Origin of the sequence: Caulobacter sp. D5 (assembly GCF_003185805.1) — a bacterium.
Classification (GTDB): Bacteria; Pseudomonadota; Alphaproteobacteria; order Caulobacterales; family Caulobacteraceae; genus Caulobacter.
On the sequence record NZ_QHJY01000285.1, the window covers coordinates 1 to 6,607 of the forward strand.

At 70.7% G+C, this 6,607-nt stretch carries 7 protein-coding genes; 3 read left to right on the plus strand and 4 right to left on the minus strand.

Going from position 1 to position 6,607, the window contains the following annotated elements; translation table 11 throughout:
* Nucleotides 1-222 (minus strand): MerR family transcriptional regulator (locus tag DMC18_RS17960; protein WP_146218122.1); only part of this gene is annotated, 222 nt, incomplete at its 3' end.
* Between the two features lie 79 nt (nt 223-301).
* Here DMC18_RS17960 and DMC18_RS17965 point away from each other — a divergent pair.
* Nucleotides 302-982, plus strand: a complete 681-nt coding sequence (locus tag DMC18_RS17965; protein ID WP_110121102.1) for a cation transporter — start codon at nt 302-304, stop codon at nt 980-982.
* Here the strand turns inward: DMC18_RS17965 and DMC18_RS17970 are convergent.
* From DMC18_RS17970 to DMC18_RS17980, 3 genes are all read right to left on the minus strand, one after another.
* The gene (locus DMC18_RS17970; protein WP_110121103.1) at nt 979-1,419 is read right to left on the minus strand and encodes a hypothetical protein; all 441 of its coding nucleotides are present in this window, start codon (nt 1,417-1,419) and stop codon (nt 979-981) included. The two genes, DMC18_RS17965 and DMC18_RS17970, sit on opposite strands and share 4 nt — an antisense overlap.
* A 65-nt stretch (nt 1,420-1,484) precedes the next feature.
* Entirely contained in the window at nt 1,485-2,108 is a 624-nt protein-coding gene (locus tag DMC18_RS17975) for an isochorismatase family cysteine hydrolase (RefSeq protein WP_110121104.1), read from the minus strand.
* Nucleotides 2,109-2,191: 83 nt separating this feature from the next.
* Nucleotides 2,192-3,820, minus strand: a complete 1,629-nt coding sequence (locus DMC18_RS17980; RefSeq protein ID WP_110121105.1) for a PAS domain-containing sensor histidine kinase — start codon at nt 3,818-3,820, stop codon at nt 2,192-2,194.
* Between the two features lie 175 nt (nt 3,821-3,995).
* Between DMC18_RS17980 and purD the strand changes: the two genes are divergently transcribed.
* Nucleotides 3,996-5,279, plus strand: a complete 1,284-nt coding sequence (purD, locus tag DMC18_RS17985; RefSeq protein ID WP_110121106.1) for a phosphoribosylamine--glycine ligase — start codon at nt 3,996-3,998, stop codon at nt 5,277-5,279.
* 192 nt (nt 5,280-5,471) lie between these two features.
* Nucleotides 5,472-6,545 carry a phosphotransferase family protein gene (locus DMC18_RS17990; protein WP_110121107.1) on the plus strand — a complete coding sequence of 358 codons (1,074 nt, stop codon included), beginning with the start codon at nt 5,472-5,474 and terminating at the stop codon, nt 6,543-6,545.
* The last annotated feature ends 62 nt before the right edge of the window (nt 6,546-6,607 follow it).

A 6,607-nucleotide genomic window follows, 5' to 3' on the forward strand; every position in this document is an offset into this window, starting at 1 on the left:
GGCGGCGTCGGCCAGGTCGAGCAGGGCGCGGATGCGGTCCAGGCCAAAGCCCAGATCCCGCGAGCGCTTGACGAAGGCCAGCCGCCGCTCGTGGGCGGCGTCGTAGGCGCGGTAGTTGCCCTGCGTGCGCGGCGGCTCGGGCAGCAGGCCCATGCGTTCGTAATAGCGGATGGTCTCGACCGGCACGCCGGTGCGGCGGGAAAGATCGCCGATGGAAGACATGAGAACCTCCGAGCGGAGCGCTTGACCCTGTAGCGGCTACAGGGTGCAGACATAGGGCCTTCTTCGAGGAGGTCCAGAGATGGCCAACTGCTGCGGCGATGATCTGTGCAAGGCCGACGCCCCCGCGCCGTCGGGGCGCTGGCGGCTGGCGCTGTGGATCGCCCTCGTTGTCAACGGCGGCATGTTCCTGGTCGAGGGGACGGCGGGCCTGCTGTCGGGGTCGGCGGCGCTGCAGGCCGACTCCCTGGATTTCCTCGGCGATGCGGCCAACTACGCCATCAGCCTGGGGGTAGCGGGCCTCGCCCTGACCTGGCGGGCGCGGGCGGCGCTGCTGAAGGGCGCGACCATGCTGCTGTTCGGCGGCTGGGTGTCGGCCATGACCGTCTGGGGCGTGATCGCCGGACGCACGCCCGAGGCGCCGGTGATGGGAACCCTGGGCCTGATCGCCCTGGTCGCCAATGTCGGGGTGGCGGCGCTGCTGTTCGGCTTCCGCACCGGCGACGCCAACATGCGCTCGGTGTGGATCTGCTCGCGCAACGACGCCATCGGCAACGTGGCGGTGATGCTGGCGGCCGCCGGCGTGCTGGGCACTGGCTCGCGCTGGCCCGACCTGGTAGTGGCGGCGGTGATGGCGGGCCTGGCCCTGCAAGGCGGCTGGCAGATCGTCCGCCAGGCGCGGGCCGAGCTGCGTCAGGCAAAAACCCAAGCCCAGGCCGAGGCGCCGCCCCGCTTCAGCGTGGCGGCGCGCAGCCGCGGCTAGGGCGTCGTCTCCAGCAGGCGCGCGTCGTACTGCCGGGCGAAGGCCAGCGGATAGGACTGGCTGACCTGATAGCCGGGGCCGTCGCGCCGGCGCATCAGGTAGAGCACCCAGGTGTCGCCGACCTTGGCGATCGGCTGGCCGTCGTCGCAGGCCGTCGGCTGGGCCGTGCGGCCGATCTCGAAGGCGGTTTGGTCCGGCGCGCCGACCACGGCGCTGGTCGCCGTGACCTGGGCGCTCCAGGGGCGATTCCGGTCGCCCTGGTCCTGGTCCAGGCCGTCCGTGTAGAGCGCCTGGTCGACCCGGGCCAGGAGCACGGCGTCGTAGGTGGTCCGGCGGATACGATCCTTGGCCGGCATGTTGTAGTAGCAGGCCTGGGCGGCGCCGGCGGTCGCCAGGCTCAGGCCGGCGCTCAAGGCGATGAAAGTCAGGCGGCGCATGCAGCGTCTCCCCCGCGAAATCCCTCGTCCGCAATCTTGGCGGGAATTGTGGCGGGCGCGCGGCGTCAGGCGGCGCTGAGCGCCGCCGTCACCTCCGCGGCCGTCACGATGGCGTGGGCGTAGGTCGGGGCGTTGATGGCGTGGGCCGCGTGCAGGGCCTCGTCCGAGAACGCCGCCGTGGCGTCGGTGACCAGGGTGACGTGATAGCCCAGCTCGGCGGCGAAGCGGCCGGTGCCTTCGATGCAGGTGTTGGCCACCAGGCCGATCAGGATCACGTGGGTGATCTCGCGCTGCTTGAGGCGGTAGTCTAGGTCGGTGTTGGCGAAGCCGCTCGACCCCCAGTGCTCGGTGACGATCACGTCGCCGGGCAGGGGCGCGAAGTCGGGATGCCACTCCCCGCCCCAGGCGTCCTTCTCGAACACCAGGGCCCGGGCGCTGCCCTGCAGATAGGGCGAGGGATGCTTCCAGCCGTCCAGATCGCCCAGGGCGAAGCGGTGGTGGGGCACGACGAACAGCGGCAGGCCCGCGCTCCGCGCCGCGGCGACCACGGCCTTCAGCCGCCCGTGCAGGCCTTCGGCGCCCTGCGTCGCCGCCACCCTGGGCCACAGCTTGCCGCCGTCGGCCAGGAAGTCGTTGTAGGGATCGACGAAAAGCAGGGCGGTGCGGCCCTGGGGATAGGCGAGGCTCATGGCGGGCTCCCGGCGGCGAGGCCGTCAGGAGACGCGCGATCGGCGTGCGGGGCTTGGACGATCCGGCCGCCCTGGACCGCCCCCTAGACCGCTTCCCCCGCCAGGTCGCAGGCCTGGGCGATGCTGTCGAACAGGGCCGATACGGTGATCGGCTTGGCCAGGTGCAGGTCGGCGCCGGCGGCGAGGCACGCCTCCACCTGGTGGGGCATGGCGTTGGCGGTCAGCGAGATGATCGGGATGCGCGGCCGGCCGGCGGCGCGCTCGCGCATGCGGATCTCGCTGATGGCGGTCAGGCCGTCCATCACCGGCATCTGGGTGTCCATCAGCACCAGGTCGAAGGCCTGGCGCTCGTAGGCCGCCAGGGCGGCCTCGCCGTCGGCGGTGATGACCAGGTCGGCGACGCCGTCGAGCATCAGCTCCACGACCCGCTGGTTGGTGGGGTGGTCCTCGGCCAGCAGCACCCGCAGGCGTTCCGGCGTCGCCGCCCTGGCCGGGCGGCGGGCGGGCGCGGGCTCTTCGGGGGCGGCGGTGTCCAGGCGGGCGGTGAAGGTGAAGCAGGCGCCCTCGCCGGGCGTCGAGCGGCAGGCGATGTCGCCGTCCATCAGCCGGGCGAAGCGCCGGGCGATCGACAGCCCCAGGCCCGAACCGCCGAACCGCCGCGTGATCGAGCCGTCGCCCTGGACGAAGCGCTCGAACAGGCTGGCCTGCACCTGCGGGGTGAAGCCCTCGCCGGTGTCCTCGACCGTGACGACCAGGCGGATGGCCTCGCCCTCGGTCTGAGTGCGGGCGTGGACGGCCACATGGCCCTCGCTGGTGAACTTCACCGCGTTGCTGATCAGGTTGCTGACGATCTGGCCGAACTTCAGGGCGTCGCCGCTGACCCGGTCGTGGAAGCCCTCGTCGAAGAAAAGCGAGAAGTTCAGCCCCTTCTGGTGGGCCAGGCCCTCGAAGGTGGCGGCGGTGGCGATCAGCGCGCCGCGCAGGTTGAAGGGGGCGGGCTCCAGCCCGACCTCGCCGGCCTCGACCTTGGCCAGATCCAGAATGTCGCTGAGCAGGGCGTTCAGCGTGCGGCCCGAGCCCAGGATCACGTCCATCATCTCGCGCTGGCGCGGGGTCAGCTCGGTCTGGGCCAGCACCTGGGCCATGCCCAGCACGCCGTTCAGCGGGGTGCGGATCTCGTGGCTCATATTGGCCAGGAATTCGCTCTTGGCGATGCTGGCGGCGCGGGCGCTCTCCAGCGCGGCCTCCAGGGCCACGGCCGAGGCCTTACGCTCGGTGATGTCTTCGCTGATGATCAGCAGCAGCTTCTCGTCGCCTTCGCCGGGGATGGCGATCTTCTTGGTCTGCAGCCAGCGGTCGCCGTTGTGCGGGGTCTTCAGGGGCTCTTCGTCGATGACCCAGACCTCGTCGCTCTCCAGCACCTTGCGGTCCATCTCGGCGAAGAAGGCGGCCTGGTCGGCGGGGAAGAAGTCGGCGTCGCGGCGGCCGATCAGGGCCTCGCGCGGCACGCCCAGCAGCTCTTCGCCGGCGCGGTTGACCAGCACGAAGCGGCCGTCGCGGCCGTTCTTGACCACCAGCATGGCCGGCACGCTCTCGACCACGGCGTCGAGGAAGGCCCAGGAGTGCAGGGCCTCGGGCGTCGACGAGGTGGCGGGCGCGCAGGCGTCGGCCGGCGCGGCGTCGCACGCATGCGGGTTGTTGTCTCTGGCCATGACCTCGCGGTTCGCCCCCTAAGGCGCGTCCAGCCCCGACGCGCGTATTCGCACGCAAAGAAGCCTGCGAGCGGCGCCGCGGGCAACGGCGCCAAGCGTCGCAGGCGCATGCGCGGGACGATAGGACGCAGCCCGACCTTGACCCGGGGCCGCGCCCGCGCGACATCCCCGGCTCATGGAAAAGCTGACCATCCTCCTCGTCGGGTCCGGCGGGCGCGAGCACGCCCTGGCCTGGAAGATCGCGGCCTCGCCGCTGTGCGGCCGACTGGTCGCCGCGCCGGGCAATCCGGGCATCGCGGCCGTGGCCGAGCTGAAACCGGTCAAGGCCACCGACGCCGACGGCCTGGTCGCCCTGGCCCGGGAGATCGGCGCGGACCTGGTGGTGGTCGGCCCGGAATCGGCCCTCGAAGTGGGTCTCGCCGACAAGCTGGCCGAGGTCGGCATCCCCTGCTTCGGCGGATCGCAGCGCGCGGCCCAGCTGGAGACCTCCAAGGCCTTCACCAAGGACTTCTGCAAGCGCCACGACCTGCCGACCGCCGCCTACGGCGTGTTCGAGGACGCGGCTTCGGCGAGCGCTTTCCTAGACACCCTGGAAGCCCCGTTCGTGATCAAGGCCGACGGCCTGGCGGCCGGCAAGGGCGTGGTCATCGCCGAGACCCGCGAGGCGGCCGACGCCGCGGTGGTCGACATGCTGGGCGGCCGCTTCGGCTCGGCCGGCGCCCGGGTGGTCATCGAGGAGTTCATGCACGGCGAGGAAGCCTCGCTGTTCGCCCTCTCCGACGGCAAGACCGCCGTGCTGTTCGGCGCGGCCCAGGACCACAAGCGCGCCTATGACGGAGACGAAGGCCCCAACACCGGCGGCATGGGCACCTATTCGCCGCCGCCCGTGCTGACCGAGGCCCTGGTCGAGCAGGCCTGGCGCGAGCTGATCGTGCCGACCGTCGAGGGCATGGCGGCCGAGGGCAACCCGTATGTGGGCGTGCTCTATGCCGGCCTGATGCTGACGCCGACCGGCCCCAAGCTCGTCGAATACAACGCCCGCTTCGGCGATCCGGAGTGCCAGGTGCTGATGCTGCGCCTGGAGAGCGACATCGTTCCGATCCTGCTGGCGGCCGCCAAGGGCGAGCTGGCTTCGGCCGAGCCGCCCAAGTGGCGCGACGAGGCGGCGATCTGCGTGGTGCTGGCCGCCGAGGGCTATCCCGACGCCCCCAAGACCGGCGGGCTGATCCAGGGCGCCGAGGCCGACTACGGCCACGAGGCCGAGATCTTCCACGCCGGCACCACCCGCGACGCCGACGGAAACCTGGTGGCCTCCGGCGGCCGCGTGCTCAACGTCTGCGCCCTGGGCGCGACCCTGCACGAAGCCCGCGACGTGGCCTATGCGGCGCTGGGGACGGTGAGCCTGGAGGGCGGCTTCTACCGCAACGACATCGGCTGGCGGGCGCTCCAAAATCATTGAACCCTTCCCCCTTGATGGGGGAAGGGCAGGGTTGGGGGTGATCTGCTGAGTTGGCTGTCTGCGCCGCCGCTTGTTGCAAACGCCGTAGCCACCCCCATCCCCGACCCTTCCCCCATCAAGGGGGAAGGGGGATTGCCTAAGCGCTCCCACCCTCTAAACTCCCATTCAAACAAATGTTGGGAGTGAAGCGCCGTGGCCGAGCCGTCCGCTCAGGAGCTGAATTCGGGCACCAAGCCGGTCGATCCGCGCCATGCGATCGACGAGGCCGCCCTGGCCGCATGGCTGGAACAGAACGTCGAGGGCTATGCCGGTCCGCTGGAGGTGCGCCAGTTCAAGGGCGGGCAGTCCAACCCCACCTACCAACTGGTGACGCCGGAAAAGCGCTACGTCCTGCGCCGCAAGCCGCCGGGCAAGCTGCTGCCCAGCGCCCACGCCGTCGATCGCGAGTTCAAGGTGATCTCGGGCCTGCACAAGGCCAGCTTCCCGGTCGCCCGACCCTACGCCCTGTGCATGGACGAGGGCGTGATCGGCACGATCTTCTACGTGATGGACAATATCGAGGGCCGCATCCTCTGGGACGGAACCCTGCCGGACTATCAGCCGGCCGAGCGTCGCTTGATCTACGAGGCCCAGATCGACACCCTGGCGGCCCTGCATAACGTGGACTACGCCGCCGTGGGCCTGGCCGACTACGGCAAGCCGGGCAACTACTTCACCCGCCAGATCGACCGCTGGACCAAGCAGTACCGCGCCAGCGAGACGACGAAGATCGACGAGATGGACCGCCTGATCGACTGGCTGGCCGCCAGCGCCCCGGCCGACGACCAGACCTCGATCGTCCATGGCGACTACCGCCTCGACAACATGATCCTGCATGCGACCGAGCCCAAGGTGATCGCGGTGCTGGACTGGGAGCTGTCGACCCTGGGCAATCCGCTGGCCGACTTCACCTATTTCCTGATGAACTGGGTGATGCCGTCCGACCAGCGCGGGGGCCTGGCCGAGATCACCGACCTGACGGCTTACGGCATTCCGACCATCGACGAGGCCGTGGCCCGCTACTGCGCCGCCACGGGGCGCGATGGCCTGCCGCAGCTGGACTGGTACTTCAGCTACAACCTCTTCCGCCTGGCCGGCATCTGCCAGGGCATCGTCGGCCGCGTGCGCGACGGCACGGCGGCCAGCGCCCATGCGCAGCTGATGGAGGCCCGGGTGCCGGTGCTGGCCAAGGGGGCTTGGAGCTTCGCCAAGAGGGCGGGGGCGTAAGCCAAGATGCTCCCCCTGAAGGGGGAGCTGTCGCGGAGCGACTGAGGGGGAAGTGATCGCGG